A 25,961-nucleotide genomic window follows, 5' to 3' on the forward strand; every position below is an offset into this window, starting at 1 on the left:
ATACTCCGGGGGTCCGGGGGCAGCGCCCCCGATCCGACGCGTGACACAAAGGACCAACCCCATGTTCGACAAGATCCTGATTGCCAATCGCGGAGAAATCGCCTGCCGCGTGATGGAAACGGCCCAATCCATGGGCGTGGCCTGCGTCGCGGTCTATTCCGATGCCGACGTTTCGGCCAAGCACGTCGCGATGGCCGACGAAGCCGTCCATATCGGCGGCGCGGCCCCGGCCGAGAGTTACCTGAGGGGCGATGCGATCATCGAGGCGGCGAGGCGCACGGGCGCTCAGGCCATCCACCCGGGTTACGGCTTCCTGTCGGAAAACCCTGATTTCGTCGAAGCGGTCGAGGCGGCGGGCCTCACCTTCATCGGCCCGTCGGCGGATGCGATCCGCAAGATGGGGCTCAAGGACGCCGCCAAGGCGTTGATGGAAAAGGCCGGAGTGCCGGTTGTGCCGGGATATCACGGCGACAACCAGGATCCCGAGCATCTGTCCGGTGCGGCCGATGCGATCGGCTACCCGGTTCTGATCAAGGCCGTCGCGGGCGGGGGCGGCAAAGGGATGCGCCTGGTCGAGAAACCGGCGGATTTCGCCTCGGCGCTCGACAGCGCCCGGGGCGAGGCCAGGACTGCGTTCGGCAATGACGCGGTGCTGGTCGAGAAATACGTGGCCAAACCGCGGCACATCGAAGTCCAGGTCTTTGGCGACGGCACCCATGCGGTACACCTTTTCGAACGCGACTGCTCGCTGCAGCGCCGGCACCAGAAGGTGATCGAAGAAGCCCCCGCGCCCGGCATGACCGAGGAAATGCGCGCTGCGATGGGGCAGGCGGGCGTGCGGGCGGCCGAGGCTATCGGCTACAAGGGCGCCGGGACCGTGGAATTCATCGTCGACGCCTCGGACGGGCTGCGACCGGACCGGTTCTGGTTCATGGAGATGAACACGCGCCTGCAGGTCGAACACCCGGTGACCGAGGCGATCACCGGAGTCGATCTGGTGGAATGGCAGTTGCGCGTGGCGGCGGGCGAAAGCCTGCCGATGCAGCAGGAAGACCTGACCATCGACGGTCACGCCTTCGAAGCGCGGCTTTATGCCGAGGACGTGCCCAAGGGTTTCCTGCCCGCAACCGGCACCCTGACGCATCTGGAGTTTCCCTGGCAGTGCCGCGCGGACAGCGGCGTGCGCGCGGGTGACACGATCAGCCCGTGGTACGACCCGATGATCGCCAAGGTCGTCGTGCACGGCCCCACGCGCGCGGTCGCCTTGGCGACGCTGAGCCGCGCGCTGCAGGACACGCAGGTCGGCGGAACCGTAACCAACCTTGCCTTCCTCGGCGCGCTGGCCCGGCACCAGGGGTTCATGTCGGGAGACGTGGATACCGGCTTGATCGGCCGCGACATTGATGCACTCGTACAAGACCCTGCTCCGGAACCGCGCCACAAGGTTGCCGCGGCGATGATGTCGCTTGGGCTGGTCGAGCCGTTGGAGGATGCGGGATTCACCCTCTGGGCCCCGCTGCACAGGGCGGTGCAGGTCGCCTGGGGCGGCGAGGCGGTCGATCTGGACGTTCAGGTCGAAGGACCCGACCGCCAGATCTGGCAAGTCGGCGAGGCGCGGATCGTGTCCGAGCGCCGGCAGGGGGAGTGGATCGTCGGCGGCCAGCCGATGCCGGCAGTGTCCGTTTCCGGATCGACGGTGACGGTGTTCGACGCCTACGGGCTGGAATTCGAGGTGATCGACCCGCTCGACCGCGACGCCGGTGCCGCAGGCGACACCAACGTGATCGAGGCGCCCATGCCGGGTCTGGTCAAGGCGGTCTTCGCCGAGCAGGGACAGGCGGTGAAGGAAGGCGACCGGCTTGCCATCCTGGAAGCGATGAAGATGGAGCATTCGCTGCTGGCGGCGCGCGACGGGGTGGTGGCCGAAGTTTTGGCCAGCGCCGGCAGCCAGGTCGAGGCCGGCGCGGCACTGGTGCGGCTGGAAGAGGAATAGGCGAACCCAAAAAAAGGGCTTGCCAGACAACGGCCCGTCGGAGTTCCGTAACCGGGCCGGAAAGCGGACGAGGGAGTGGCGCGAATGGGCGAACGGGTTGAAATCTTTGAAGTGGGGCCGCGCGACGGCTTGCAGAATGAAAAGCGCGAGATCCCCGTCTCGGAAAAGGTCGCTCTTGTTGATTGCCTGAGTCGCGCGGGCTTCAACCGGATCGAAGTGGCAAGCTTCGTTTCGCCCAAATGGGTGCCGCAGATGGCGGGCAGCGCCGAGGTTCTTGCCGGCATCAAACGGGCCGATGGGGTGCGCTATGCCGCCCTGACGCCGAACATGCGGGGCTACGAGGACGCGCTTGCGGCGCAGGCGGACGAGATCGCGGTCTTTGCTTCGGCCTCCGAGGGGTTCTCGAAGGCAAACATAAACGCCACGATCGAGGAATCGATCGAACGTTTCGTTCCAATTCTCGAAGCCGCCCGGCACATCGACCTGCCGGTGCGGGGCTATGTCTCGTGCGTGACGGACTGCCCCTACGACGGACCGACGCCGCCGGGCCAGGTGGCCGAGGTGGCGGACCGGTTGTTCTCCCTTGGCTGTTACGAGATTTCGCTGGGCGACACGATCGGGCAGGGAACACCTGACAAGATCGCCCGTATGCTGTTGGCGGTGCGCGAGCGGGTTCCGGTGACGCGGCTGGCCGGGCATTTCCACGACACGTCCGGGCGGGCGATCGACAACATCGACGCGTCCCTGGCGCTGGGCGTCCGTGTGTTCGATGCCGCCGTCGGCGGGTTGGGAGGCTGCCCCTATGCGCCAGGAGCCGCGGGCAATGTGGCGACCGAGGCCGTTGCGGCACATCTTGAACGTCTGGGTTACAAGACGGAGCTGGACGCGGCGGTGCTGCAGGAAGCCGCGGAAATGGCACGCACGATGCGGGCAGGATGAGGATTGGACATGTTTGAAACGGTAGCTTTGGAAACCGACGCGCGCGGCGTCGCGACGCTGACCCTGAACCGGCCCGAAAAGCACAACGCCATGTCGGCGCAAATGCTGGCGGATCTTACCGCCGCGGCAAAGCGGCTGGCCGATGACGATGCCATTCGGGTGGTGATCCTGACCGGCGCCGGAAAGACCTTCTGCGCGGGCGGCGATCTGGGCTGGATGCAGGATCAGATGGCCGCCGACCCGGCGACGCGCTTCGTCGAGGCGCGCAAGCTGGCCGAGATGCTGCAGGCCATCAACACGCTTCCCAAACCGGTCATCGGCGCGCTGCAGGGCAACGCATTCGGCGGCGGCGTCGGCATCGCCTCGGTCTGCGATGTCGCGATCGGCGTGGACAGCCTGAAAATGGGTTTGACCGAAACGCGGTTGGGGCTGATCCCCGCGACGATCGGCCCCTATGTCGTCGCGCGCATGGGTGAAGCGCGCGCGCGGCGGGTGTTCATGTCTGCGCGCCTGTTCGACGCGGCCGAAGCGGTGGATCTGGGGTTGCTGGCCAAGGTAGTTCCGGCAGAGCAACTGGCCGAGGCGGTCGAGGCCGAGGTGCTGCCATATCTGTCCTGTGCCCCGGGGGCCGTGGCCTCGGCCAAGCAACTGGTGCGCGATCTGGGGCCGCGTGTCGATGACGGGGTGATCGACCACACGATTCAGGCACTGGTCGACAGGTGGGAAACCGACGAGGCGCGCGAAGGGATCGGGGCCTTTTTCGACAAGCGCAAACCTGCATGGAGCAGTCAGGTTTGACGCCTGGCGCAAATTGGAAACCGTTTGCGAAACAATCCGAATTTCCGCGGCGCAGGTGCGATGATTTAACCGGCGTTGCGCGCTTCTGTTCGGTTGACCCTCTGACCCCGCACGGCTAGAGAATGTCCAGTCAACACGCCAATTGACGGCGCGCCCGGAACAGGGCGTGCAGGAAAGGAGCCACTCGTGGAAGAGCTGTTGCGGGAATATCTCCCGATCCTGGTGTTTCTGGCCGTGGCCGTCGGCTTGGGCATCGTCCTGATTCTCGCGGCTGTCGTCATTGCCGTCCGCAACCCCGATCCCGAAAAGGTCAGCGCCTACGAGTGCGGTTTCAACGCATTCGACGATGCGCGGATGAAGTTCGATGTCCGGTTCTACCTGGTCTCGATCCTGTTCATCATCTTCGACCTCGAAATCGCGATGCTGTTTCCCTGGGCGGTGAGCTTCAAGGATCTGAGCGACGTGAGCTTCTGGTCGATGATGGTTTTCCTGGCGGTGCTGACCATCGGCTTCGCCTATGAATGGAAGAAGGGGGCCCTGGAATGGGAGTGATGACCGGGTCCAACACGGCCGGCGTGGACAAGGAAGTCGCCACCCAGGCCCTGAACGCCGAACTGCAGGACAAGGGGTTCCTGCTGACCTCGACCGAGGACATCATCAACTGGGCCCGCACGGGCTCGTTGCACTGGATGACCTTTGGCCTTGCCTGCTGCGCGGTCGAAATGATGCACACCTCGATGCCGCGCTACGACGCGGAACGGTTCGGTATCGCTCCGCGCGCCAGCCCGCGCCAATCGGACGTGATGATCGTGGCGGGCACGCTGACCAACAAGATGGCCCCGGCGCTGCGCAAGGTCTACGACCAGATGCCCGAACCGCGCTACGTGATCTCGATGGGATCCTGCGCCAATGGCGGCGGCTATTACCACTATTCCTATTCGGTGGTGCGCGGCTGCGACCGCATCGTGCCGGTGGACATCTACGTTCCCGGCTGCCCGCCGACTGCCGAGGCGCTGCTTTATGGCCTGATGCAGCTGCAGCGCAAGATCCGCCGCACCGGCACCATCGTGCGCTGAGGAGGGAAGCTGATGAGCGAAGCACTCAAGGAACTTGGCGCGCATATCGAACTCAAGCGTCCCGATTGCGTCCTGTCGTGGGACGTCAGCTTTGGCGAATTGAACGTGGATGTGGCCCCGTCCAACCTGGTCGAATTCGTGGAGTTCCTGAAGACGGACCGGAACTGCAAGTTCACGAGCCTGGTGGACATCACCGGCGTCGATTACCCGGAGCGGACCAAGCGGTTCGACGTGGTCTACCACTTCCTATCGATGTATCAGAACCACCGAATCCGGCTGCGGGTTTCGATCCGGGAAGAGGACATGGTGCCGTCGATCGAAAGCGTCCATCCCTCGGCCAACTGGTTCGAGCGCGAGGTGTTCGACATGTTCGGAATCCTGTTCTCGGGGCATCCCGACCTGCGCCGAATCCTCACCGATTATGGCTTTCGCGGCTATCCGCTGCGCAAGGACTTCCCCACCACCGGCTATACCGAGGTGCGCTATGACGAGGCGCAGAAGCGCGTCGTCTACGAGCCGGTCACGCTGGTGCAGGAATACCGTCAATTCGACTTCATGAGCCCCTGGGAGGGAGCAAACTACATTCTGCCGGGGGATGAGAAACAGGAGAGCAAGTGATGGGAGGCATCTGGTGGCTGATCCTTTCGGCGCTGACCATCATCCCGATGGTCAAGCTGCTGCCGTTCTTCGGGATCAACAAATACTGGGCTCTGGCCTGTCTGATCCCTTTCGGCACGATTGCGCTGCTGTGGTGGATGGGGATCAAGCTGCAGGAACTGGAGCGCCGCTGAGATGCTGACCTTGCTGGGCGAACTGGCCGCCTTGGGTACTCTGGGGATGTTGCTGGCCGGGGCCGCCGTCAAGACGGCGGAGGCGGATCGGGTCCGCGTTCGGGCCGGGGTGGAAAAGGACGGGACGGGACGGCGCTGACGTCCCCGATTGCCGGGCCGATTGCGCCCGGTGCGAATGAATCAGCCGGGGACGTCCCCGGACAGGAGAGACACGATGATGGATGGCGGCAAGGGCTTCGACGACGTTCTGACGGGCGAACAGAAGATCCGCAACTTCAACATCAACTTCGGCCCCCAGCACCCGGCAGCCCACGGTGTGCTGCGTCTGGTGCTTGAACTGGACGGCGAGATCGTCGAGCGTTGCGATCCTCATATCGGACTGCTGCACCGCGGCACCGAAAAGCTGATGGAAAGCCGCACCTACCTGCAGAACCTGCCCTATTTCGACCGGCTCGACTATGTGGCGCCGATGAACCAGGAACACGCCTGGTGCCTGGCGATCGAAAAGCTGACCGGGGTCGAGGTACCACGCCGCGCCTCATTGATCCGGGTTCTCTACTCCGAGATCGGCCGGGTCCTGAACCACCTGCTCAATGTGACCACGCAAGCCATGGACGTGGGCGCGCTGACGCCGCCGCTTTGGGGTTTCGAAGAGCGCGAAAAGCTGATGGTGTTCTATGAGCGGGCCTGCGGCGCGCGCCTGCACGCGGCCTATTTCCGCCCCGGCGGGGTGCACCAGGATCTGCCCGATGCACTGATCGACGACATCGAGTCCTGGAGCCACGAGTTCCCGAAGGTGCTGGACGATATTGACGGCCTGCTTTCGGAAAACCGCATCTTCAAGCAGCGCAACTGCGATATCGGCGTGGTGACCGAGGACGACATTCAGAAATACGGATTTTCCGGCGTGATGGTGCGCGGCTCGGGCCTTGCTTGGGATCTGCGGCGTGCGCAGCCCTATGAATGCTATGACGAGTTCGAATTCCAGATCCCCGTGGGCAAGAACGGCGACTGCTACGACCGCTATCTGGTCCGCATGGAAGAAATGCGCCAATCGGTTTCGATCATCCGGCAGGCCATCGCAAAGCTGCGCGAAACGCCCGGAGACATTCTGGCCCGCGGCAAGATCACGCCGCCCAGCCGGTCTGACATGAAGACATCGATGGAAGCGCTGATCCATCATTTCAAGCTGTACACCGAAGGCTTCCACGTGCCTGCGGGCGAGGTCTATGCCGCCGTCGAGGCGCCCAAGGGCGAGTTCGGCGTCTACCTTGTCGCCGACGGCTCCAACAAGCCCTACCGCGCCAAGCTGCGCGCGCCGGGGTTCCTTCACCTGCAAGCCATGGACCATGTGGCCAGAGGCCACCAACTGGCCGACGTCGCCGCCATCATCGGCACCATGGACGTCGTATTTGGAGAGATCGACCGCTAATGCTCCGCCGTCTGCATCCCGAACAACCCGAAAGCTTCGCCTTCACGCCCGCCAACCAGGCCTGGGCCGAGGCGCAGATCACCAAGTATCCCGAAGGCCGCCAGGCATCGGCCATCATTCCGCTTCTGTGGCGCGCGCAGGAACAGGAGGGGTGGCTGTCCCGCCCGGCGATCGAACAGGTCGCCGACATGTTGAACATGGCCTATATCCGGGCGCTGGAAGTGGCATCGTTCTACTTCATGTTTCAGCTGCAACCGGTTGGTTCCGTTGCGCATATCCAGATCTGCGGCACCACTTCCTGCATGATCTGCGGGGCCGAGGACCTGATCGCCGTCTGCCGGGAAAAGATAGCGGACAAGCCGCATACCGTGTCCGCTGACGGCAAGTTCTCGTGGGAAGAGGTGGAATGCCTGGGTTCCTGCACCAACGCGCCGATGGCGCAGATCGGCAAGGACTATTACGAGGATCTGACGGCCGGGACTTTTGCCCGGATCATCGACGATCTGGCCGCCGGCAAGGTGCCAGTGCCCGGTCCGCAGAACGGGCGCTATGGGTCGGAGCCGCTGAAGGGGCTGACCAGCCTGACCGAGTATGAAAGCGGCAAGACGAAGTACAACGCGAGCGTGCAGCTTGCCACCGATCTCGGCGACACGGTCAAGCGGATCGACGGAACCGAAGTTCCGCTGCTGACCCCGTGGCTGGACAAGGACGGCAAGGCGGCCAGTCGGGCGGCATCCGGCAAACCGCCGGCCGCGCCTGAAGCTCCAAAGCCCGCCGTCAAGCAGACCGCCGTAAAGAAGTCCGACGCAGCCGAGCCGTCGTCGCCGGAAGGCGCGGCCGCAAAAGTGACGGAAGAGGCTGAACCGGAAAAACTGACCGCTGCCCGCGGTGGCAAGCCCGACGATCTTAAGAAGCTCAAGGGCGTCGGTCCCAAGCTGGAAGAAAAGCTGAACGGGCTTGGGATTTATCACTTCGATCAGATCGCGGCCTGGACCCCTGCGCATGTGGCTTGGGTCGACGAGCGGTTATCGTTCAAGGGCCGGATCGAGCGTGACGGCTGGATCGAGCAGGCGGCCAAGCTGGCGGCGGGCGAAGAGATCGAATAGGCCTGCATGGCCGAGAGAACCGCGTTTGGCACAGCTGGACGCGAGACACGAGACTGATGGGCGTCCCCGGAACCGGGGGCGACGGGATGAACCGGAAGCGATGAGCACGGACAAGGAACAAGCCATGGCCCGCAAGGGCCGTCATATCGGGGTGGTCATTGCCGTGACCATGCTGGCTTGGCTTGCCCTGTCGCTTTTCGTTGGGCCCGCACTGAGCCTGCCGGGACGATACGCGCTGCTCTTCGATTTCGCCGCGCTGGCCGGGCTTATCTATGCGGTGATCAACATATTTCAACTCTGGCGCATGCGTCAGGACAGCCAAAGGTAGGCAAGCGATGCTGAAGGATCAGGACCGGATCTTTACCAACATCTACGGGATGCACGAGCGCACCTTGAAAGGCGCGCAAGCCCGGGGTCATTGGGACGGCACGGCGGACCTCATGGCCAAGGGGCGGGATTGGATCATCCAGACGATGAAGGATTCCGGATTGCGCGGGCGCGGCGGCGCCGGCTTTCCGACCGGTCTGAAATGGTCCTTCATGCCCAAGGAAAGCGATGGCCGCCCTGCCTATCTGGTCGTCAACGCCGACGAATCCGAGCCCGGAACCTGCAAGGATCGCGAGATCATGCGTCATGATCCGCACACGCTGATCGAAGGCTGCCTGATCGCGTCTTACGCAATGAGTGCGCATACCTGCTACATCTACATTCGCGGCGAATACATCCGCGAGCGCGAGGCGCTGCAGGCGGCAATCGACGAAGCCTATGACGCGGGCTTTCTGGGCAAGAACGCCGCCGGATCGGGCTGGGATTTCGACCTCTTCCTGCACCACGGGGCAGGCGCCTATATCTGCGGCGAGGAAACCGCGCTGATCGAAAGCCTCGAGGGTAAGAAAGGCATGCCGCGCATGAAGCCGCCGTTCCCGGCCGGTGCGGGTCTGTACGGTTGCCCGACCACGGTGAACAACGTGGAATCAATCGCCGTTGTGCCGACCATCCTGCGCCGTGGCGCCGACTGGTTCGCAGGCTTTGGCCGCCCGAACAACGCTGGAACCAAGCTTTTCGCCGTCTCGGGCCACGTCAACAACCCTTGCGTCGTAGAAGAGGCGATGTCGATCTCGTTCGAGGAACTGATCGAAAAGCACTGCGGCGGCATTCGCGGAGGTTGGGACAACTTGCTGGCGGTGATCCCGGGCGGTTCCTCGGTGCCCTGTGTGCGCGGCGAGAACATGCGCGAGGCGCTGATGGACTTCGACTATCTGCGGAACGAACTGGGCTCGGGCCTTGGCACCGCGGCGGTGATCGTGATGGACAAGTCGACCGACATCATCAAGGCGATCTGGCGCCTGTCCAAGTTCTACAAGCATGAAAGTTGCGGCCAATGCACGCCGTGCCGGGAAGGCACCGGCTGGATGATGCGGGTGATGGACCGCCTGGTGCGCGGAGAGGCCGAGTTGGAAGAGATCGATATGCTGTTCGACGTGACCAAGCAGGTCGAAGGCCACACAATCTGCGCGCTCGGCGATGCGGCGGCATGGCCGATCCAAGGCCTGATCCGCAACTTTCGCGAAGAGATCGAGGACCGCATCAAGGCCCAGAAGTCGGGTCGAATGGGTGCGATGGCAGCGGAGTGACCCCGATGGAGACCTTTGCCGAATATTCTCACGCGATCGCCTCTCTGGTGATCTTTACTCTGATCGTTCTGGCCCTATCGCCGTTTTCTGCGATTTCCAAGCAGGGCAAAGGGCTGGCGCCGGGCGCGGCGCCCGAACAGGACTACGCGGACAAGGCTTATCGCCTGAACCGGGCCTATCTCAACGGCACCGAGACATTGCCTTCTTTCGTGGCCGTCACCGTGGCGGCCATCCTGCTTGGTGCAAGCCCGTTCTGGGTGAACCTGCTGGCCACTTTGGCCTTGGTGAGCCGCATCGTGATGCTGGTGGTTCATCTGCAGGGTATCGGCAAACCGCACAGCGGCATCCGCTCGGTTTTCTACGTCGCCGGCTGGGCCTGCATGGTCGTTCTGGCGCTCATGGCATTGGTGGCTGCGTTTTGATCGGGATTGATAGAAACCAACGGGGCGGTAGCGTCCGCGGTATCGTCCTGCCCAAGGCGAAGATCGTGTTGGGCGTGTTTGCCGTCGCCGCGCTTGTGGCGGGGTGTGGCGAACGCAAGGAATTCCGGGTCCTTTTCGACGGACACTATTTCCGCACCAAGGCAAAGGTCGTGGACAAAAAGAAGACCCTCGCCGATTTCACGGTGCGGGTCGACGACGTCTCGGCATCGCTTGACGGTGCGCGCGAGGCCGGGCGCCATGCGGGTACACGGTACTGTATTGAAAACTATGGAACATCCCGGATCGACTGGAAGGTGGGCCCCGACACCGAGCCGCGGCAACTGCGCATCGTCGATAACACGCTGACATTCGCGGGAACCTGTCAGAGGCCATGAACCGACGTCGCGCATATCCTTGCCCTTCGGCCTTGACGCCGCTGAGAAGCAGGCCGGGATTGCCCGCCTTGGGCCTTTCCTGGTGCAGACGCGTGACAACGTTCTTCACAAAGCCTGTTTCGTTGGCCCTGCTTCTGCTCGTTCCCTCGATGGTTCAGGCCAAGCCGCCCTTGCGCGAAGTCAAGGAGATCGACGACGAGCTTTACTACATCGCGGTCGCAAAAGAGATTTCCGAACTGTGCGACGAAATCACGGGGCGCAGGATGAAAGCGATCGGTGTTATGTGGGCGTTGCGATCCAAGGCGAACAAGCTGGGTTACTCGGATGACGAGATCCGGTCCTACGTAGATTCCGACGCCGAAAAGGCGCGGATGCGGGCCAAGGGCGAAGCGTATCTGGCCCAGCGTGGCGTCACTTATGAAAAACCGGAAACGTTCTGCGCGCTGGGGCGTGCGGAAATCGAAAGAAACAGCGCGATCGGCGTGTATTTGAGGGCGAATTGAAAGCCATGTCTGACCTTCGCAAGATCAACATCGACGGCAAAGAGATCGAAGTGGACGGGGCCATGACCCTGATCCAGGCCTGCGAACAGGCCGGGGTCGAGGTGCCGCGTTTCTGCTATCACGAACGCCTGTCGATCGCGGGCAACTGCCGCATGTGCCTGGTCGAAGTCGTTGGCGGGCCCCCGAAACCGGCGGCCTCCTGCGCCATGCAGGTGCGTGATCTGCGTCCCGGCCCGGAAGGTCAGGCGCCGGTGGTCAAGACGAATTCGCCCATGGTCAAGAAGGCGCGCGAAGGTGTGATGGAATTCCTGCTGATCAACCATCCTCTGGACTGCCCGATCTGCGATCAGGGCGGCGAGTGCGACCTGCAGGATCAGGCGATGGCCTATGGCGTGGATTTCAGCCGATATCGCGAGCCCAAACGCGCGGTGGACGATCTGAACCTCGGGCCGCTTGTCGAAACGCACATGACGCGCTGCATCTCGTGCACCCGCTGCGTGCGCTTCACGACCGAAGTGGCGGGGATCAACCAGATGGGCCAGACCGGGCGCGGCGAGGACGCCGAGATCACGTCCTATCTGAACGAGACGCTGGTTTCGAACCTGCAGGGCAACATCATCGACCTGTGCCCGGTGGGGGCGCTGACCTCCAAGCCCTATGCTTTCACCGCCCGCCCCTGGGAGTTGACCAAGACCGAGACGGTCGACGTGATGGACGCCCTGGGCTCGAACATCCGTGTCGATACCAAGGGGCGCGAAGTGATGCGCATCCTGCCGCGCAATCATGACGGCGTTAACGAGGAATGGATCTCGGACAAGACCCGTTTCGTCTGGGACGGACTGCGCCGTCAGCGCCTGGACAAGCCCTACGTGCGCGACAACGGCAAGCTGCGCCCGGCCAGCTGGAGCGAGGCGCTGGCCAAGGCCGCCGAGGCGCTGAAGGGTGCGGGCAAACCAGCCGGGATCATCGGTGATCTGGCGCCCGCCGAAGCCGCGTTTGCGCTCAAGCAGATGATCGAGGGGCTTGGCGGCGTCGTGGAATGCCGCACCGACGGGGCCAAGCTGCCCGCGGGCAATCGGGGCGCCTATGCCGGGACCGCCGCAATCGAGGATATCGACACGGCCGAGCGGATCCTTCTGATCGGCACCAACCCGCGCGACGAGGCGCCGGTGCTGAACTCTCGCATTCGCAAGGCGTGGTCGCATGGGGCAGAGGTGGCGCTTGTCGGACCGGCGGTCGATCTGACCTACGAATATCACCACGCGGGCGACGACCGCGCCGCCTTGCAAAAGATCGTGGACATGGGCGGCTCGGACGAGATCAGGGCCAAGCGGTCGCTGGTCATCGTCGGGCAGGGGGCCTTGCAGGAGGCGGATGGGGCCGCCGTGCTGGCCGCCGCGCAGTCCATTGCCGCCAATACCGAAAGCGGCCTGATCATCCTGCATACCGCCGCGTCGCGTGTGGGCGCCATGGACGTTGACGCCACGAACGAGCGCGGGATGGAAGCGGTTAGCGATGCCGACGTCATCTACAACCTTGGCGCCGACGAGGTCGAGATCGGCGAAGGCGCATTCGTGATTTACCAGGGCAGCCACGGTGATCGAGGGGCGCACCGCGCCGACGTGATCCTGCCCGGCGCCGCCTATACCGAGGAAAACGGACTGTTCGTGAACACCGAGGGCCGTCCGCAACTGGCGATGCGCGCAGGCTTCGCGCCCGGCGAGGCGAAGGAAAACTGGGCAATTCTGCGCGCCCTGTCGGCGGAACTGGGCGCTGCGCTGCCCTATGACTCGTTGGCGCAGCTTCGGAAGAAGCTGGTCGAGGCCGTCCCGCATCTGGCCAGGATCGACGAAGTTGTCGAGAACGAATTACAGGCGCTGGACGCCGGTGCGCTGGGGCAGGCCTCGTTCCGCTATGCGGTCAAGGATTTCTACCTGACCAACCCAATCGCGCGGGCCTCTCAGCTGATGGCTGAACTCTCGGCGCAGGCCAAGGCGCGCGGTGCGGAAAAGATCGCGGCGGAATGACCCTGCAGGCCATCATATCGCCTTTTGCCGCGGCTGCGCCCGCGGAACTGGCACCGTTTGCCGACGGGGGCCGGAGCGGTGCGTATGCCCTGCATGTGAATTTGTACAAAAAGGGTGGCGCATGGACAGCGGATGCTGTTTACACCAACTCGCCATCCCAACCGCAGGAATTGCGGGCCGGTCGTCTTTCGCCCGGTCGCGAGGCGCGCGGAAAACGGAATACCCACGGTGTGAGGACCAATGGCTGAATTCTTTAACACCCCAGTCGGCATCGCCGCGATCATCCTGGCGCAAGTGCTTGCAGTCGTTGCCTTTGTGATGATCTCGCTTCTGTTTCTGGTCTATGGCGACCGCAAGATCTGGGCGGCGGTCCAGATGCGCCGCGGCCCCAACGTGGTGGGCGTCTATGGCCTGCTGCAATCGGTGGCCGACGCGCTGAAATACGTGGTCAAGGAAGTCGTCATTCCGGCCGGCGCCGACCGCACGGTATTCATCCTCGCTCCGCTCACGTCTTTCGTGCTGGCGATGATCGCCTGGGCGGTGATCCCGTTCAACGATGGTTGGGTCCTGTCAGACATCAACGTAGCAATCCTTTATGTCTTCGCGGTCTCTTCGCTCGAGGTATACGGAGTGATCATGGGCGGATGGGCGTCGAACTCGAAATACCCGTTTCTGGGATCGCTGCGTTCAGCCGCGCAGATGATCTCGTACGAGGTTTCGATCGGCCTGATCATCATCGGCGTGATCATCTCGACCGGCTCGATGAACTTCGGCCAGATCGTGCATGCGCAGGATACCGGCTGGGGCTTCTTCGGATGGTACTGGCTGCCGCATTTCCCGATGGTCTTCCTGTTCTTCATCTCGGCCCTGGCCGAGACCAACCGCCCACCCTTCGACCTGCCCGAAGCAGAATCGGAACTGGTGGCGGGCTATCAGGTGGAATACTCGGCGACGCCGTTCCTGCTGTTCATGGCCGGAGAGTACATCGCCATCTTCCTGATGTGCGCCCTGACGACCTTGCTGTTCTTCGGCGGCTGGCTATCGCCCATCCCGGGTCTGCCGGACGGTGTGCTGTGGATGGTCGGCAAGATGGCGTTCTTCTTCTTCCTCTTCGCGATGGTCAAGGCGATCACCCCCCGCTACCGCTATGACCAGCTGATGCGGCTGGGCTGGAAAGTGTTCCTTCCCTTCTCGCTGGCCTGGGTCGTCTTCGTTTCCTTCGCGGCGAAATTCGAATGGTTCTGGGGCATCTTCACCCGCTGGAGCGTTGGAGGCTGACAATGGCAAACATCGACTACACCCGCGCGGCCAAGTACTTCCTGCTCCAGGACTTCTGGGTCGGCTTCAAGCTTGGGATGAAGTACTTCTTCGCCCCCAAGGCAACGGTGAACTACCCGCACGAAAAGGGCCCGCTTTCGCCCCGATTCCGCGGTGAGCACGCCCTGCGTCGCTATCCCAACGGCGAGGAGCGCTGCATCGCCTGCAAGCTTTGCGAGGCGATCTGCCCGGCGCAGGCCATCACCATCGACGCGGAACCGCGCGCGGATGGCAGCCGCCGCACCACGCGTTACGACATCGACATGACCAAGTGCATCTATTGCGGCTTCTGCCAGGAGGCTTGCCCAGTCGATGCCATCGTCGAAGGTCCGAACTTCGAATTCGCCACCGAAACCCGCGAAGAACTGTTCTATGACAAGGAAAAGCTCCTTTCGAACGGCGAACGCTGGGAGGCCGAAATCGCCCGCAACCTGGAAATGGACGCGCCCTACCGATGACCGACGCGCCGAAAAATCCGTTCGAGCAGATGCTCAAGCAGGCACAAGAGATGGCCAAGGCGTTCAACCCGGGTCTCGAAAGCTTTTCGCCCAAAGGGTTCGAGGCGTTGTGGCCGACCATGCCCAAAGAGGTCATGGAGATGATGTTCGGCAACGCAGTCAACAAGGACGGGCTGGACGCCAAGACCCGGCTGCTGCTGACGCTGGCGGGGCTGACAATGCAGGGCGCCCAGGCCGATACCGCGGTGCGCCAGACCGTGCGGCACGCCATCGAGGCGGGCGCCAAGAAACAAGAGATCGTTGAGACGATCGGTCAGATGTCGGTGTTTGCCGGCATTCCGGCCATGACCCGCGCGCTGGAACTGGCGCAGGAGGCCATGGGCGAACAAGAGGACGACGACCAATGAGCGTATTTGCCTTCTACCTCTTTGCCATAAGTACGATCACCGGAGGGCTGTTCACCGTGATCAGCAGGCAACCTGTGCATTCGGTGCTGTGGCTGATTCTCGCCTTCATCTCGTCGGCGGGGCTGTTCGTTCTGCTGGGCGCGGAATTCGTCGCGATGCTGCTGGTGATCGTCTATGTCGGTGCGGTTGCGGTGCTGTTCCTCTTCGTCGTGATGATGCTGGATGTGGATTTTGCCGAGCTGAAGGCCGAGATGGCGCGCTACATGCCGCTGGCCTTGCTGATCGGTCTGGTGATCCTGATGCAGTTCGTCATGGCCTATGGCGCATGGGAAAGCGCGCACGGCGCCGCCGAACAGCTGGCGCAACCGGTTCCGGTGGACCGCCACAACACCGAGGCGCTTGGCCTCATCCTTTATGATCAATACTTCCTTCTGTTCCAACTGGCGGGCCTTATCCTGCTGGTCGCGATGATCGGCGCCATCGTGCTGTCCATGCGCCACCGCAGGGACATCAAGCGTCAGGACATCATCGCCCAGATGATGCGCGATCCGGCCAAGGCGATGGAACTGAAGGACGTGAAACCGGGGCAGGGGCTTTGAGACGATGATCGGACTTGAACATTACCTAACCGTCGCGGCGACGCTGTTCGTCATCGGTATCTTCGGTCTCTTCCTGAACCGCAAGAACGTCATCATCCTGCTGATGAGCATCGAACTGATGCTGCTGGCGGTGAACATCAACCTTGTTGCGTTCTCGAGCTTTCTCGGCGACCTGGTCGGGCAGGTCTTCACGCTCTTCGTGCTGACGGTCGCCGCCGCCGAGGCCGCCATCGGCCTGGCCATCCTGGTCTGCTTCTTCCGCAACCGCGGCACGATCGCGGTGGAAGACGTCAACATGATGAAGGGGTAAGGGACCATGGAAACAACCATCCTTTTTGCCCCGTTGGTGGGCGCCATACTCTGCGGGTTCGGCTGGAAATTCATCGGAGAGAAGGCCGCGTTGTGGACGGCCACAGGCCTGCTGTTCCTCGCCTGTATCCTGAGCTGGCTGGTGTTCTTCACCTTCGACGGCCAGACCCAGCAGATCGAGGTGATGCGCTGGATCGAAAGCGGCTCGCTGTCGACCTCGTGGGCCATCCGTCTGGACCGGCTGACTGCAATCATGCTGATCGTGGTGACCACGGTTTCGGCGCTCGTGCACCTGTATTCCTTCGGCTACATGGATCACGACCCGCAATGGCGCGAGGGTGAAAGCTACAAGCCGCGCTTCTTTGCGTATCTCAGCTTCTTCACCTTCGCGATGCTGATGCTCGTGACCTCGGACAATCTGGTGCAGATGTTCTTTGGCTGGGAAGGCGTCGGCGTGGCATCCTACCTGCTGATCGGGTTCTACTACCGCAAACCGACGGCCAATGCCGCTGCGATCAAGGCGTTCATCGTAAACCGGGTCGGCGACTTCGGATTTGCGCTGGGGATCTTCGCGCTGTTCTTCCTGACCGACAGCATCAACCTGTCGGACGTGTTCGCCGCGGCGCCGTCGCTGGCCGAAAGCCAACTGACCTTCCTGTGGGGCGAGTGGACCTCGGTCGAGGTGGTCTGTGTGCTGCTTTTCATCGGCGCGATGGGCAAGTCGGCACAGCTTATCCTGCACACCTGGCTTCCGGACGCGATGGAAGGTCCGACGCCCGTTTCGGCACTGATCCATGCCGCGACCATGGTGACCGCGGGCGTGTTCCTGGTCTGCCGCATGTCGCCGCTCTATGAATTCGCTCCCGGCGCGGCCGCTTTCGTGACGGTGCTGGGCGCCAGCACAGCATTCTTCGCGGCGACCGTGGGTCTGGTGCAGAATGACATCAAGCGCGTGATCGCCTATTCGACCTGTTCGCAGCTGGGCTATATGTTCGTGGCTGCGGGCGTGGGCATGTATTCGGCGGCGATGTTCCACCTGCTTACCCACGCCTTCTTCAAGGCGCTGCTGTTCCTTGGCGCGGGCTCGGTCATCCACGCGATGCACCACGAGCAGGACATGACGAACTACGGCGGACTGCGCAAGCGTATTCCCTATACGTTCTGGGCCATGATGATCGGCACGCTGGCCATCACCGGCGTCGGCATTCCGCTGACAACCATCGGCTTCGCCGGGTTCCTCAGCAAGGACGCGATCATCGAAAGCGCCTATGCAGGCGGTTCCGGCTACGGGTTCTGGCTGTTGGTGATCGCAGCCGCCTTCACGTCTTTCTATTCGTGGCGGCTGATCTTCCTGACCTTCTATGGCGAGGAGCGGGGCGACAAGCACACCCACGAACACGCGCATGAAAGCCCGATGACCATGCTGGTACCGCTTGGCGCCCTGTCGCTGGGGGCGGTCTTTTCCGGTATGATCTGGTACAGCCAGTTCTTCGGTCATGCGGATCAGGTCGGCAAGTTCTACGGCATCCCGATGGCCGAGGCCGCCGAGCACGGCGAGGCCGAAGCACATGGCGCCGAATCCACCACCGGTCACGGCAAAGAGGCGGCCCAGGCCGAAGGCGGCCACGGCGATGAGGCCACGCATGCCGCCACCGACGAGGGCCATGGCGAGGCCACCGCCGATGCGGGGCATAGCGATGCCGCGGCCGAAGGCGAACACCACTACGTGTTTGCGGGCAAGCCGGGTGAGGGCGGGATCTATATCGCGCCGGACAACCACGTTCTGGACGATGCCCACGCGGCTCCGAAATGGGTCAAGGTATCACCCTTCATCGCAATGGTGCTCGGGTTTGCGCTGGCCTATCTCTTCTACATCGTGAACCCGAAGCTGCCGGTCCGCCTGGCCGAGAACCAGCGGCCGCTGTACCTGTTCCTGAAGAACAAGTGGTATTTCGACGAGATCTATGACGCGGTCTTCGTCAAGCCCACGATCGCGCTGGGGCGGTTCCTGTGGAAGCGCGGCGACGGCAATACGATCGACGGCTTCCTCAACGGAGTGGCCATGGGCGTTGTTCCCTTCTTCACCCGCCTCGCAGGCAAGGCGCAGACGGGGTACATCTTTACTTACGCCTTCTGGATGGTCCTCGGCATCGCTGCCCTGGTCACCTGGATGTCGATCGGCGGAGGCGCGCACTGATGGACAATATTCTTTCCATAGTCACCTTCATCCCCGCGCTGGCGGCGCTGATCCTGGCGCTGTTCCTGCGGGGTGAGGACGCCGCCGCGCAGCGCAACGCTAAATGGGTGGCGCTGGTCGCCACCACCGTGACCTTCCTGGTCTCCATCGGCATCTACACGGATTTCGACCCGTCCAACACCGGCTTCCAGATGGTGGAAGAGGGCAAATGGCTCATGGGTCTGAAATACAAGATGGGCGTGGATGGCATCAGCGTTCTCTTCGTGCTGCTGACCACGTTCATCATGCCGCTGACCATCCTGGCCAGTTGGCAGGTCACGGACCGCGTCAAGGAATACATGATCGCCTTCCTGATGCTCGAGACCCTGATGCTGGGCGTCTTCATGGCGCTGGATCTGGTGCTGTTCTACCTGTTCTTCGAAGCGGGCCTCATACCGATGTTCCTGATCATCGGCGTCTGGGGCGGCAAGGACCGCATCTATGCCAGCTTCAAATTCTTCCTCTACACCTTCCTCGGTTCGGTGCTGATGCTGGTGGCGATGGTGGCGATGTATGCCGATGCGGGCACCACCGACATCGAGGCGCTGATGAGCCATCAGTTCTCGTCCGAAGGGTTCAGCGTGCTGGGCGTCTACATCGTCGGCGGCATGCAGACGCTGATGTTCCTCGCCTTCTTCGCCAGCTTCGCGGTGAAGATGCCGATGTGGCCGGTGCATACCTGGCTTCCGGATGCGCACGTGCAGGCGCCCACCGCCGGTTCGGTCGTGCTGGCCGCGATCCTGCTGAAGATGGGCGGCTACGGTTTCCTGCGCTTCAGCCTGCCGATGTTCCCGGTCGGCTCGGCGGTGATGACCGACGTGGTGCTGTGGATGTCGGCCATCGCGGTCGTCTACACCTCGCTGGTGGCGCTGGTGCAGGAGGACATGAAGAAGCTGATCGCCTATTCCTCGGTCGCCCACATGGGGTTCGTGACCATGGGCATCTTCGCCGCAAACCAGCAGGGCGTGGACGGGGCCATCTTCCAGATGCTCAGCCACGGCTTCATCTCGGCGGCGCTCTTCCTTATCGTCGGTGTGATCTATGACCGGATGCACACCCGCGACATCGAGGCTTATGGCGGCCTCGTGATCCGGATGCCCGCCTATGCGCTGGTCTTCATGCTGTTCACCATGGCCAATGTGGGCCTGCCGGGAACGTCGGGCTTCATCGGTGAATTCCTGACGCTGATGGGCGCCTTCCAGGTCAATACCTGGGTGACCGCCGTTGCCGCTTCGGGCGTAATCTTCTCGGCCGGCTATGCGCTCTGGCTCTATCGCCGGGTCGTGTTCGGTGACCTGATCAAGGAAAGCCTCAAGTCGATCACCGACATGAGTGCACGCGAACGTCTGGTCTTTGCGCCGCTGGTCGTCATGACCATCCTGCTTGGCGTCTACCCATCTCTGGTGACCGACGTGATCGGCAATTCCACCGCCGCACTGATTTCGAACTATGACACGGCCCTGGCCGCGGCCGAGGCCGCGACCCAGTTCGCCTCGCATTAAGGGAGCTTTGGAGAGATGATCCAGGCTGATCTGTCTGTAATCCTGCCGGAAATCATTCTGGCGATCTATGCGATGGCGGCGCTGATCGGGGCGGTCTATACGACAAAGGACGCGCTTGGCCCGCTGCTGGTCTGGACCACCGCCGGGCTGATGGCGGTGCTGGCCTTCTGGATCGCCACCAACGGTGACGGCACTCACATCGCCTTCAACGGCATGTTCGTCGACGACGGGTTCGCCCGCTTCGCCAAGGTGGCGATCCTGCTCGCGGCCGCGGCTGTGCTGGTGATGAGCCAGGAATACATGGCGCGTCGCGGACTTTTGCGCTTTGAATATCCGCTGCTGGTGGCGCTGGCTGCAGTCGGCATGATGATGATGGTCAGCGCCGGCGACCTGATGTCCCTTTACATGGGGCTCGAACTGCAATCCCTGTCGCTTTACGTCGTCGCCGCCCTGCGCCGGGACAGCGTGAAGTCGACCGAGGCCGGCCTTAAGTACTTCGTCCTGGGCGCGCTCAGTTCGGGTCTGCTGCTCTACGGCGCGTCGCTGGTCTATGGCTATACCGGCACCACGCTGTTCTCGGGCATCATCAAGACCGCGCAGCATGGCGATGCCTCGATCGGGCTGCTGTTCGGCCTGATCTTCCTGATCTCGGGGCTGGCGTTCAAGGTTTCGGCGGTTCCCTTCCACATGTGGACGCCGGATGTCTACGAAGGATCGCCCACGCCCATCACCGCCTTCTTCGCAACGGCGCCCAAGGTCGCCGCGATGGCCCTGTTCGCCCGTGTGCTGCATGACGCCTTTGGCGGGGCTGTGGCGGACTGGCAGCAAGTGATCGTGCTGCTATCGGTCCTGTCCATGTTCCTGGGCGGGATTGCAGCGATCGGCCAGCGCGACATCAAGCGGCTGATGGCCTATTCGTCCATCGCGCATATGGGCTACGGCCTGATCGGTCTGGCCGCCGGGACCGAACTCGGCGTCAAGGCGATGCTGATGTACCTGGCGATCTACGTGACCATGAATGTCGGCACCTTCGCCTTCATCCTGATGATGGAACGCGACGGCAAACCGGTCACTGACATCGACGCACTGCGCCAGTACTCCCGCCGCGATCCAGGCAAGGCGCTGGCCGTTATGATCCTGATGTTCAGCCTAGCCGGTGTCCCTCCGATGCTGGGGTTCTTCGCCAAATTCGGGGTCTGGCAGGCGGGTATCGAGGCCGGCCTGACCGGGTTGGTCATCGCCTCGGCCATCGCTTCGGTGATCGGCGCGTTTTACTACCTGCGGATCGTTTTCTACATGTATTTCGGGGCCGAGAACGAGGATCCGATCGACACCCACTCTTCGCCCGTTCTATGGGGCGCGCTGATGGCATCGGCGGCGTTGATGGTGGTCGGTGTGTTCTACCAGTTCGGCATCGAAGGCGCGGCGGCAGCCGCTGCGGCGACGCTTGTCAACTGATCTGCACGCCAAACAAACAAAGGGGGCTCGGTTTCAGGACCGGGCCTTTTTGCGATGAGCGATTGGCCGCAAGGATACGGGCTGCACATCCTGCAGGAGGTTGACAGCACCCTGAACGAGGCCGCCCGCATAGCGCCGCAGGCCCGGGGCCCGGTCTGGATCATGGCGCACCATCAGACCGCGGCACGGGGACGGCGCGGGCGCGCTTGGGCCAACCCCAAGGGGAACCTGGCCGCGACCCTGCTGCTACGTCCTGACGCGGCGCCGAAACGGGCGGCGCTGCGAAGCTTCGTGGCCGCGCTTGCCCTGTTCGACGCTTGCGTCGCGGTGACGGGGCGCGCGGACGGGCTTTCGCTGAAATGGCCCAATGACGTTCTGCTGAACGGCGGTAAACTGGCGGGCATTTTGCTGGAAAGCACCGGCCAAGGGCGGGGGATTTCGCATCTGGCGATCGGCATCGGCGTGAATCTGGTCGAGGCGCCGCGCCCGGCGGTGGTCGAGCCCAACGCGGTTCGGCCCGTGTCGTTGCTGTCCGAGACGGGCGCGCAGGTCGAGGCCGAGGATTTCCTGACCGAACTCGCCGCCGCTTATGCGCATTACGAGACCCAGTTCGTCACCTACGGGTTTGAACCGATCCGCACTGCATGGCTCGGGCGTGCTGCGCGGCTGGGCGAGGTGATCACCGCCCGAACCGCAACGTCCGAGACCGTCGGCACCTTTGAAACGGTGGACGCGGACGGCAACCTTGTCCTAAACACCGCCAAGGGCCGCGTCGGCATTCCCGCGGCGGATGTGTATTTCTGAGGGGACGTCCAATGCTGTTGGCCATCGACTGCGGTAACACCAACACCGTGTTCTCGATTTGGGACGGGGAAAAGTTCCTCTGCACCCTGCGCACCTCGACCCATCACGCGCGCACGGCGGATGCCTATTTCACCTGGTACTCGACGCTGGTTAAACACTACGGAATCGAGGCGGACATCACCGACGTGATCATTTCCTCGACCGTGCCCAGGGTCGTGTTCAATCTGCGGGTCTTTGCCGACCGCTTTTTCGGCTGCCGCCCGCTGGTCGTGGGAAAGCCGGAAACGCTGTTGCCGTTCAAGCCTCGCGTCGACGAGGGAACTCAGGTCGGGCCGGACCGGCTGGTCAACACCGCCGGCGCCTTTGACCGCCATGGCGGCGACCTGATCGTGGTGGATTTCGGCACCGCGACGACCTTTGATGTGGTGGCGCATGACGGGGCCTATGTCGGGGGCGTCATCGCGCCGGGCGTGAATCTCAGCCTCGAGGCGCTCCACCTTGCCGCCGCGGCATTGCCGCATGTGGACATCTCGAAACCGCAAAAGGTGATCGGCACCAACACCGTCGAATGCATTCAGTCGGGCGTCTTCTGGGGATACGTCGGTCTGGTCCGCGAGATCTGCTCGCGGATCAAGGGCGAATATGGCGCGCCGATGCAGGTGATCTCGACCGGCGGGTTGGCGCCGCTGTTCCAGCAGAGCGCCGACTTGTTCGACGCATTTGAAGAAGATCTGACGATGCACGGCCTGACCGTGATTCATCGCTACAACAAGGAAAATGGCTCGGTATGAGCAGTGACAGATTGATCTACCTGCCTCTCGGTGGGGCAGGCGAAATTGGCATGAACGCCTATGTATACGGTTACGGAAAACCCGGAAAGGAGCGGTTGATCCTCGTCGATCTCGGTGTGGCCTTTCCGGATATGGACACGTCGCCCGGGGTGGACCTTATCTTTGCCGACATAACCTGGCTGAAAGAACGCGCTGACCGGTTGGAGGCGATCTTCGTCACCCATGCGCACGAGGATCATGTAGGCGCGGTTGCGCATTGCTACGACGCGCTCGGCGCACCCGTCTATGCCCGCGCATTCACCGCCAATATTGCGCGCGGCAAGATGGAGGATCAGGGTCATTCCCCCGAAGCGGTCAGAACCGTGTCTGCCTGGCCCGAGCAGGTCACGGCCGGGCCTTTCAAGGTCGGTTTCCTGCCGGTGTCGCACTCGATCCCCGAAAGCGCGGGGCTGGTCATCGACACGCCGGCCGGGCGCATCGTGCATTCGGGCGACTTCAAGCTTGATCCGCAACCGGTGGTGGGAGAGCCGTTCGATCCCGAGCTGTGGGCCGAAGTGGCCAGGCCGGGCGTCAAGGCGCTGGTCTGTGACAGCACCAACGTGTTTTCCACCCATCCGGGCCGGTCGGAATCCGAATTGGCGCCCGAGATCACCAAGCTTGTCGAGAATGCGGCGGGCATGGTCGTCGCAACCACGTTCGCGTCGAACGTGGCGCGGGTCAAGACGCTTGCCGAAGCGGGTGAAAGGGCGGGGCGGTCGGTCGTCCTGCTTGGCCGCGCCATGCGGCGGATGATCGAGGCTGCCATCGAGACCGGCATTCTGGGCGATTTCCCTCGGGTCATCAGCGCCGAGGAGGCCGCCGATCTGCCGCGTCAGAACCTGATGCTGATCGTGACCGGCAGCCAGGGCGAGCGCCGCGCGGCCAGCGCGCAACTGGCGCGCGGCAAGTACCGGGGGCTTGAGGTCAAGGAGGGCGATCTGTTCCTGTTCTCCTCCAAGACGATCCCGGGCAATGAACGCGGGGTCATCCGCGTCATCAACCAGTTCAGCGAAAAAGGCGTCGACGTGGTCGATGACAGCACGGGTCTTTATCACGTATCGGGGCACGCCAACCGCCCCGATCTAGAGCGGATTCACACGCTGATCGATCCGCAGATGATCATTCCCATGCATGGCGAGCACCGCCATCTGCGGGAACACGCGAAACTGGCCGAAGCCGGTGGCCGCGCCGGGATCGTGGCGGTCAACGGCATGATGCTGGACCTGTCGGGAAACAGGCCGTCAGTTGCGGAGTACATCGAAACCGGGCGGACTTATCTGGATGGTGCAACCAAGATCGGTGCCCTTGACGGAATTGTACGTGACCGGATCCGCATGGCGCTGAACGGCCACGTCACCGTGACCGTCATTCTGGACGAAGAGGACGAGCCGCTGGGCGAGCCCTGGTGCGACACCATCGGCCTGCCCGAGATTGGCCGCTCGCGGGCGGCGCTGGTCGAGGTGCTGGAAGAGGATCTGAACCAGTTCCTGATGCGCGCCGAGGCCAAGACGCTGCGCGACGACGATCGCGTCGAAGAGGCGCTGCGCCGGATCGTGCGGCAGACCGCCCAAAACGAGATCGGCAAGAAGCCCGAAGTCACCGTCGTCGTCAGCCGGATGCGCTGAGGCGCGCCCGGCTCAGTCCGTCTGGGGCATCTGGTAGCCGCGAAGACGCAGGAACAGGCTTGCCTCGTCGTTGTTGTGGAAATAGGGCACCGAGACCGGCGGCTCCCGGTCCACGACGCGGCCGGCGACTTCGGCCAGAACGACCTCGGTGATGAAAGGCAGGTCGAATTCGCGGGCGTCGCGCAGCTTGATCCATTGCAGATGCGACAGCTCGTCCGAGGCATGGGTGAAATCGTCGAGATCGCCCTGGATCTCGTCGGCATCCACCAGGAAGAACCGCGCGTCGAAGCGGCGGGGGCGGCCCGGCGGCGTGAGGGCGCGGAACACGAACTGCAGGGCGTTCGCGGCGGGGACATGACCGGTTGCGGCGAAGCTCTGCCAATCCGCCGGGATGTCGCCCGACCAGGTGCCGGGCTTGCCAAGGATCAGGCCGGTTTCTTCCCAAAGCTCTCGCACTGCCGCCACCGCAAGCGCGTTTTGCAGACCTTGGGTCGCCCTTTCGCCCAGCCGGTCGAAACAGACCTGCGGCAAAGGGGCCGCCAGCGGTACATCCGCATCCTCAAGATCCAGCGCGCCGCCCGGAAACACGAACTTGTTCGGCATGAAGGCGGCCTGCGCGCCGCGCTGCCCCATAAGGACCGACGGATCGCCCATCCGGTCGCGCAGAACGATCACGGTGGCGGCGTCGCGGATTGCGGATTTGTCTGTGCTCATGCTTCTGCCTCGCGGACGGGGTCAGTTCTCCTTGCCGAACCCATGCATCCGGCGCGCCCATTGATAGGCGACGACGACCCCTTTCAATCTGGGCAGAAGGTAAAGGGACAGGGCCAGACAGCCAAGGGCAAAGATCGTGAACAGCGTCAACGGTTCGGGACGCCATTGCACGTAGGAGACGTGCAGCGCCGGGGCCATCAGGTGCCCGACGATCAGAATGGTCAAGTAGGCCGGGCCGTCATCCGCCCGATGATGAAACAGTTCCTGACCGCAGCTGGCGCAGGCGTCATTGACCTTGAGATAGCTGTGCAGCAGCTTGCCCTCGCCGCAATTCGGGCATTTGCAGCGAAATCCTTTCGAGATGGCGGGCCAGGTGGCGCGTTCGTCCGGGGTGTTCGTGTCGATGGTCTGGTCGGTCATGGTTCCACTCATCCTGTTGCGCCCGTCATACCTGAGCCTGATTGGACCATTTCGGAAGGCGAATTAATGTCCGTGCGTCGGGATGCCGCAAAAATAGGGGTTTTGGAGTCGGATTCAACGATTTCGACGCTTGGCCGGAATTATGCGGGCCGAACGACGGAAACCC

At 63.0% G+C, this 25,961-nt stretch carries 29 protein-coding genes; 27 read left to right on the plus strand and 2 right to left on the minus strand.

The window, feature by feature from the left end:
• The first annotated feature begins 61 nt into the window (after positions 1-61).
• The 27 genes from FGK63_RS11065 (at position 62) to FGK63_RS11185 (ending at position 24,661) form a co-directional block, all read left to right on the plus strand.
• Positions 62-1,993: an acetyl/propionyl/methylcrotonyl-CoA carboxylase subunit alpha gene (locus tag FGK63_RS11065; RefSeq protein ID WP_138842129.1), complete on the plus strand. Its 1,932-nt coding sequence runs from the start codon at positions 62-64 to the stop codon at positions 1,991-1,993.
• 84 nt (positions 1,994-2,077) lie between these two features.
• Positions 2,078-2,932 carry a hydroxymethylglutaryl-CoA lyase gene (locus FGK63_RS11070; RefSeq protein WP_138842131.1) on the plus strand — a complete coding sequence of 285 codons (855 nt, stop codon included), beginning with the start codon at positions 2,078-2,080 and terminating at the stop codon, positions 2,930-2,932.
• A 9-nt stretch (positions 2,933-2,941) separates the two neighbouring features.
• Entirely contained in the window at positions 2,942-3,730 is a 789-nt protein-coding gene (locus FGK63_RS11075) for a crotonase/enoyl-CoA hydratase family protein (RefSeq protein ID WP_138842133.1), read from the plus strand.
• Between the two features lie 186 nt (positions 3,731-3,916).
• On the plus strand, positions 3,917-4,282 hold the full coding sequence (locus FGK63_RS11080) for an NADH-quinone oxidoreductase subunit A (RefSeq protein ID WP_138842135.1): 366 nt from the start codon (positions 3,917-3,919) through the stop codon (positions 4,280-4,282).
• Positions 4,273-4,806, plus strand: a complete 534-nt coding sequence (locus tag FGK63_RS11085; RefSeq protein ID WP_138842137.1) for a NuoB/complex I 20 kDa subunit family protein — start codon at positions 4,273-4,275, stop codon at positions 4,804-4,806. Before FGK63_RS11080 ends, FGK63_RS11085 begins: the two co-directional genes overlap by 10 nt.
• A gap of 12 nt (positions 4,807-4,818) precedes the next feature.
• Entirely contained in the window at positions 4,819-5,424 is a 606-nt protein-coding gene (locus FGK63_RS11090) for an NADH-quinone oxidoreductase subunit C (RefSeq protein ID WP_138842139.1), read from the plus strand.
• Entirely contained in the window at positions 5,424-5,597 is a 174-nt protein-coding gene (locus FGK63_RS20745; RefSeq protein WP_171052625.1) for a hypothetical protein, read from the plus strand. The genes FGK63_RS11090 and FGK63_RS20745 overlap by 1 nt, the downstream gene beginning before the upstream one ends.
• A 1-nt stretch (position 5,598) precedes the next feature.
• The gene (locus FGK63_RS20750) at positions 5,599-5,736 is read left to right on the plus strand and encodes a hypothetical protein (protein WP_171052626.1); all 138 of its coding nucleotides are present in this window, start codon (positions 5,599-5,601) and stop codon (positions 5,734-5,736) included.
• Positions 5,737-5,814: 78 nt separating this feature from the next.
• On the plus strand, positions 5,815-7,029 hold the full coding sequence (locus tag FGK63_RS11095; protein ID WP_138842336.1) for an NADH-quinone oxidoreductase subunit D: 1,215 nt from the start codon (positions 5,815-5,817) through the stop codon (positions 7,027-7,029).
• Positions 7,029-8,135 (plus strand): NADH-quinone oxidoreductase subunit E, encoded by a 1,107-nt coding sequence (locus FGK63_RS11100; protein WP_138842141.1) that lies wholly within the window; start codon positions 7,029-7,031, stop codon positions 8,133-8,135. The genes FGK63_RS11095 and FGK63_RS11100 overlap by 1 nt, the downstream gene beginning before the upstream one ends.
• Positions 8,136-8,235: 100 nt before the next feature.
• Positions 8,236-8,463 carry a DUF5337 domain-containing protein gene (locus FGK63_RS11105; RefSeq protein WP_138842143.1) on the plus strand — a complete coding sequence of 76 codons (228 nt, stop codon included), beginning with the start codon at positions 8,236-8,238 and terminating at the stop codon, positions 8,461-8,463.
• A 7-nt stretch (positions 8,464-8,470) separates the two neighbouring features.
• Positions 8,471-9,769 (plus strand): NADH-quinone oxidoreductase subunit NuoF, encoded by a 1,299-nt coding sequence (gene nuoF, locus FGK63_RS11110; RefSeq protein WP_138842145.1) that lies wholly within the window; start codon positions 8,471-8,473, stop codon positions 9,767-9,769.
• A 5-nt stretch (positions 9,770-9,774) separates the two neighbouring features.
• Positions 9,775-10,191: an MAPEG family protein gene (locus FGK63_RS11115; RefSeq protein WP_138842147.1), complete on the plus strand. Its 417-nt coding sequence runs from the start codon at positions 9,775-9,777 to the stop codon at positions 10,189-10,191.
• A 65-nt stretch (positions 10,192-10,256) separates the two neighbouring features.
• Entirely contained in the window at positions 10,257-10,586 is a 330-nt protein-coding gene (locus FGK63_RS11120) for a hypothetical protein (RefSeq protein WP_246044009.1), read from the plus strand.
• Positions 10,587-10,735: 149 nt separating this feature from the next.
• Positions 10,736-11,089: a DUF5333 domain-containing protein gene (locus FGK63_RS11125; RefSeq protein WP_138842340.1), complete on the plus strand. Its 354-nt coding sequence runs from the start codon at positions 10,736-10,738 to the stop codon at positions 11,087-11,089.
• A 5-nt stretch (positions 11,090-11,094) separates the two neighbouring features.
• Positions 11,095-13,116 carry an NADH-quinone oxidoreductase subunit NuoG gene (gene nuoG / locus FGK63_RS11130; RefSeq protein WP_138842149.1) on the plus strand — a complete coding sequence of 674 codons (2,022 nt, stop codon included), beginning with the start codon at positions 11,095-11,097 and terminating at the stop codon, positions 13,114-13,116.
• A 240-nt stretch (positions 13,117-13,356) separates the two neighbouring features.
• On the plus strand, positions 13,357-14,394 hold the full coding sequence (gene nuoH, locus FGK63_RS11135; RefSeq protein WP_138842151.1) for an NADH-quinone oxidoreductase subunit NuoH: 1,038 nt from the start codon (positions 13,357-13,359) through the stop codon (positions 14,392-14,394).
• A 2-nt stretch (positions 14,395-14,396) separates the two neighbouring features.
• Positions 14,397-14,891: an NADH-quinone oxidoreductase subunit NuoI gene (nuoI, locus tag FGK63_RS11140; RefSeq protein ID WP_138842153.1), complete on the plus strand. Its 495-nt coding sequence runs from the start codon at positions 14,397-14,399 to the stop codon at positions 14,889-14,891.
• A complete protein-coding gene (locus FGK63_RS11145; RefSeq protein ID WP_138842155.1) occupies positions 14,888-15,298 on the plus strand; it encodes a carboxymuconolactone decarboxylase family protein in 411 nt (136 codons plus the stop codon). Before nuoI ends, FGK63_RS11145 begins: the two co-directional genes overlap by 4 nt.
• Positions 15,295-15,897 carry an NADH-quinone oxidoreductase subunit J gene (locus FGK63_RS11150; protein ID WP_138842157.1) on the plus strand — a complete coding sequence of 201 codons (603 nt, stop codon included), beginning with the start codon at positions 15,295-15,297 and terminating at the stop codon, positions 15,895-15,897. Before FGK63_RS11145 ends, FGK63_RS11150 begins: the two co-directional genes overlap by 4 nt.
• A 4-nt stretch (positions 15,898-15,901) precedes the next feature.
• Positions 15,902-16,207 (plus strand): NADH-quinone oxidoreductase subunit NuoK, encoded by a 306-nt coding sequence (gene nuoK, locus FGK63_RS11155; RefSeq protein ID WP_005984024.1) that lies wholly within the window; start codon positions 15,902-15,904, stop codon positions 16,205-16,207.
• Positions 16,208-16,213: 6 nt separating this feature from the next.
• The gene (gene nuoL / locus FGK63_RS11160; RefSeq protein WP_138842159.1) at positions 16,214-18,403 is read left to right on the plus strand and encodes an NADH-quinone oxidoreductase subunit L; all 2,190 of its coding nucleotides are present in this window, start codon (positions 16,214-16,216) and stop codon (positions 18,401-18,403) included.
• Positions 18,403-19,944, plus strand: coding sequence for an NADH-quinone oxidoreductase subunit M (locus tag FGK63_RS11165; protein ID WP_138842161.1), 1,542 nt, complete (start codon positions 18,403-18,405; stop codon positions 19,942-19,944). The genes nuoL and FGK63_RS11165 overlap by 1 nt, the downstream gene beginning before the upstream one ends.
• Before the next feature lie 15 nt (positions 19,945-19,959).
• Complete coding sequence (nuoN, locus tag FGK63_RS11170; protein ID WP_138842163.1) at positions 19,960-21,402, plus strand: NADH-quinone oxidoreductase subunit NuoN; 1,443 nt, start codon at positions 19,960-19,962, stop codon at positions 21,400-21,402.
• A 54-nt stretch (positions 21,403-21,456) separates the two neighbouring features.
• Entirely contained in the window at positions 21,457-22,206 is a 750-nt protein-coding gene (locus tag FGK63_RS11175) for a biotin--[acetyl-CoA-carboxylase] ligase (protein ID WP_138842165.1), read from the plus strand.
• 11 nt (positions 22,207-22,217) lie between these two features.
• The gene (locus FGK63_RS11180) at positions 22,218-22,997 is read left to right on the plus strand and encodes a type III pantothenate kinase (RefSeq protein WP_138842167.1); all 780 of its coding nucleotides are present in this window, start codon (positions 22,218-22,220) and stop codon (positions 22,995-22,997) included.
• Positions 22,994-24,661 (plus strand): ribonuclease J, encoded by a 1,668-nt coding sequence (locus tag FGK63_RS11185; protein WP_138842169.1) that lies wholly within the window; start codon positions 22,994-22,996, stop codon positions 24,659-24,661. Before FGK63_RS11180 ends, FGK63_RS11185 begins: the two co-directional genes overlap by 4 nt.
• Before the next feature lie 12 nt (positions 24,662-24,673).
• Here FGK63_RS11185 and FGK63_RS11190 read toward each other — a convergent pair whose 3' ends face one another.
• Together FGK63_RS11190 and FGK63_RS11195 are read right to left on the minus strand one after the other, a co-directional pair.
• A complete protein-coding gene (locus tag FGK63_RS11190) occupies positions 24,674-25,375 on the minus strand; it encodes an NUDIX hydrolase (RefSeq protein ID WP_138842171.1) in 702 nt (233 codons plus the stop codon).
• 21 nt (positions 25,376-25,396) lie between these two features.
• The gene (locus FGK63_RS11195) at positions 25,397-25,795 is read right to left on the minus strand and encodes a DUF983 domain-containing protein (protein ID WP_138842173.1); all 399 of its coding nucleotides are present in this window, start codon (positions 25,793-25,795) and stop codon (positions 25,397-25,399) included.
• Between the last annotated feature and the right edge of the window lie 166 nt (positions 25,796-25,961).

This window comes from Ruegeria sediminis (assembly GCF_005938215.1).
Lineage (GTDB): Bacteria > Pseudomonadota > Alphaproteobacteria > Rhodobacterales > Rhodobacteraceae > Ruegeria > Ruegeria sediminis.

What these genes read in the sequence shown, in the direction of transcription:
- FGK63_RS11065 (WP_138842129.1), top strand. Translation starts at nt 62, where the DNA reads ATGTTCGACAAGATCCTGATTGCCAATCGCGGAGAAATCGCCTGCCGC.
- FGK63_RS11070 (WP_138842131.1), top strand. Translation starts at nt 2,078, where the DNA reads ATGGGCGAACGGGTTGAAATCTTTGAAGTGGGGCCGCGCGACGGCTTG.
- FGK63_RS11075 (WP_138842133.1), top strand. Translation starts at nt 2,942, where the DNA reads ATGTTTGAAACGGTAGCTTTGGAAACCGACGCGCGCGGCGTCGCGACG.
- FGK63_RS11085 (WP_138842137.1), top strand. Translation starts at nt 4,273, where the DNA reads ATGGGAGTGATGACCGGGTCCAACACGGCCGGCGTGGACAAGGAAGTC.
- FGK63_RS11090 (WP_138842139.1), top strand. Translation starts at nt 4,819, where the DNA reads ATGAGCGAAGCACTCAAGGAACTTGGCGCGCATATCGAACTCAAGCGT.
- FGK63_RS20745 (WP_171052625.1), top strand. Translation starts at nt 5,424, where the DNA reads ATGGGAGGCATCTGGTGGCTGATCCTTTCGGCGCTGACCATCATCCCG.
- FGK63_RS20750 (WP_171052626.1), top strand. Translation starts at nt 5,599, where the DNA reads ATGCTGACCTTGCTGGGCGAACTGGCCGCCTTGGGTACTCTGGGGATG.
- FGK63_RS11095 (WP_138842336.1), top strand. Translation starts at nt 5,815, where the DNA reads ATGGATGGCGGCAAGGGCTTCGACGACGTTCTGACGGGCGAACAGAAG.
- FGK63_RS11100 (WP_138842141.1), top strand. Translation starts at nt 7,029, where the DNA reads ATGCTCCGCCGTCTGCATCCCGAACAACCCGAAAGCTTCGCCTTCACG.
- FGK63_RS11105 (WP_138842143.1), top strand. Translation starts at nt 8,236, where the DNA reads ATGAGCACGGACAAGGAACAAGCCATGGCCCGCAAGGGCCGTCATATC.
- nuoF (WP_138842145.1), top strand. Translation starts at nt 8,471, where the DNA reads ATGCTGAAGGATCAGGACCGGATCTTTACCAACATCTACGGGATGCAC.
- FGK63_RS11115 (WP_138842147.1), top strand. Translation starts at nt 9,775, where the DNA reads ATGGAGACCTTTGCCGAATATTCTCACGCGATCGCCTCTCTGGTGATC.
- FGK63_RS11125 (WP_138842340.1), top strand. Translation starts at nt 10,736, where the DNA reads ATGGTTCAGGCCAAGCCGCCCTTGCGCGAAGTCAAGGAGATCGACGAC.
- nuoG (WP_138842149.1), top strand. Translation starts at nt 11,095, where the DNA reads ATGTCTGACCTTCGCAAGATCAACATCGACGGCAAAGAGATCGAAGTG.
- nuoH (WP_138842151.1), top strand. Translation starts at nt 13,357, where the DNA reads ATGGCTGAATTCTTTAACACCCCAGTCGGCATCGCCGCGATCATCCTG.
- nuoI (WP_138842153.1), top strand. Translation starts at nt 14,397, where the DNA reads ATGGCAAACATCGACTACACCCGCGCGGCCAAGTACTTCCTGCTCCAG.
- FGK63_RS11145 (WP_138842155.1), top strand. Translation starts at nt 14,888, where the DNA reads ATGACCGACGCGCCGAAAAATCCGTTCGAGCAGATGCTCAAGCAGGCA.
- FGK63_RS11150 (WP_138842157.1), top strand. Translation starts at nt 15,295, where the DNA reads ATGAGCGTATTTGCCTTCTACCTCTTTGCCATAAGTACGATCACCGGA.
- nuoK (WP_005984024.1), top strand. Translation starts at nt 15,902, where the DNA reads ATGATCGGACTTGAACATTACCTAACCGTCGCGGCGACGCTGTTCGTC.
- nuoL (WP_138842159.1), top strand. Translation starts at nt 16,214, where the DNA reads ATGGAAACAACCATCCTTTTTGCCCCGTTGGTGGGCGCCATACTCTGC.
- FGK63_RS11165 (WP_138842161.1), top strand. Translation starts at nt 18,403, where the DNA reads ATGGACAATATTCTTTCCATAGTCACCTTCATCCCCGCGCTGGCGGCG.
- nuoN (WP_138842163.1), top strand. Translation starts at nt 19,960, where the DNA reads ATGATCCAGGCTGATCTGTCTGTAATCCTGCCGGAAATCATTCTGGCG.
- FGK63_RS11175 (WP_138842165.1), top strand. Translation starts at nt 21,457, where the DNA reads ATGAGCGATTGGCCGCAAGGATACGGGCTGCACATCCTGCAGGAGGTT.
- FGK63_RS11180 (WP_138842167.1), top strand. Translation starts at nt 22,218, where the DNA reads ATGCTGTTGGCCATCGACTGCGGTAACACCAACACCGTGTTCTCGATT.
- FGK63_RS11185 (WP_138842169.1), top strand. Translation starts at nt 22,994, where the DNA reads ATGAGCAGTGACAGATTGATCTACCTGCCTCTCGGTGGGGCAGGCGAA.
- FGK63_RS11190 (WP_138842171.1), bottom strand. Translation starts at nt 25,375, where the DNA reads ATGAGCACAGACAAATCCGCAATCCGCGACGCCGCCACCGTGATCGTT.
- FGK63_RS11195 (WP_138842173.1), bottom strand. Translation starts at nt 25,795, where the DNA reads ATGACCGACCAGACCATCGACACGAACACCCCGGACGAACGCGCCACC.